We start from the raw sequence: 265 nt of genomic DNA, 5'->3' as shown, positions 1-265 counted from the left end.
AACGCGGCGCATATCAATCATGTTCTGTCCCTATCTCTATGCGTTGTGGTGGTTAGGCGGCGATCAGGCCGCACTTCTTCAAGTCTTCGATGATGGCGATCTGTTTCCCAGTGAATCCGGTGATGTCGAGCAGGCGACGTGCTTGCGTGTTCTGGCGAAGCTGCACCGCGTCACCGTCGCGCTTTACCAGGAACACTTCGTCGCCGAATTTGCCCGGCGCGCTGGTTACTTTCATGCCAAGCGCCCTAGCGCGAAGTGCCCAACC

At 57.7% G+C, this 265-nt stretch carries 1 protein-coding gene; it reads right to left on the bottom strand.

Going from position 1 to position 265, the window contains the following annotated elements; all coding sequences use genetic code 11:
• Positions 1-52 precede the first annotated feature (52 nt).
• A partial coding sequence (locus ACZ3HG_RS23945) for a hypothetical protein (protein ID WP_465334894.1) occupies positions 53-265 on the bottom strand: 213 nt, incomplete at its 5' end.

The sequence above is a fragment of the Erwinia sp. PME.40.26/001 genome, from assembly GCF_055556675.1.
This window is presented reverse-complemented; position numbering and strand designations above follow the sequence as displayed.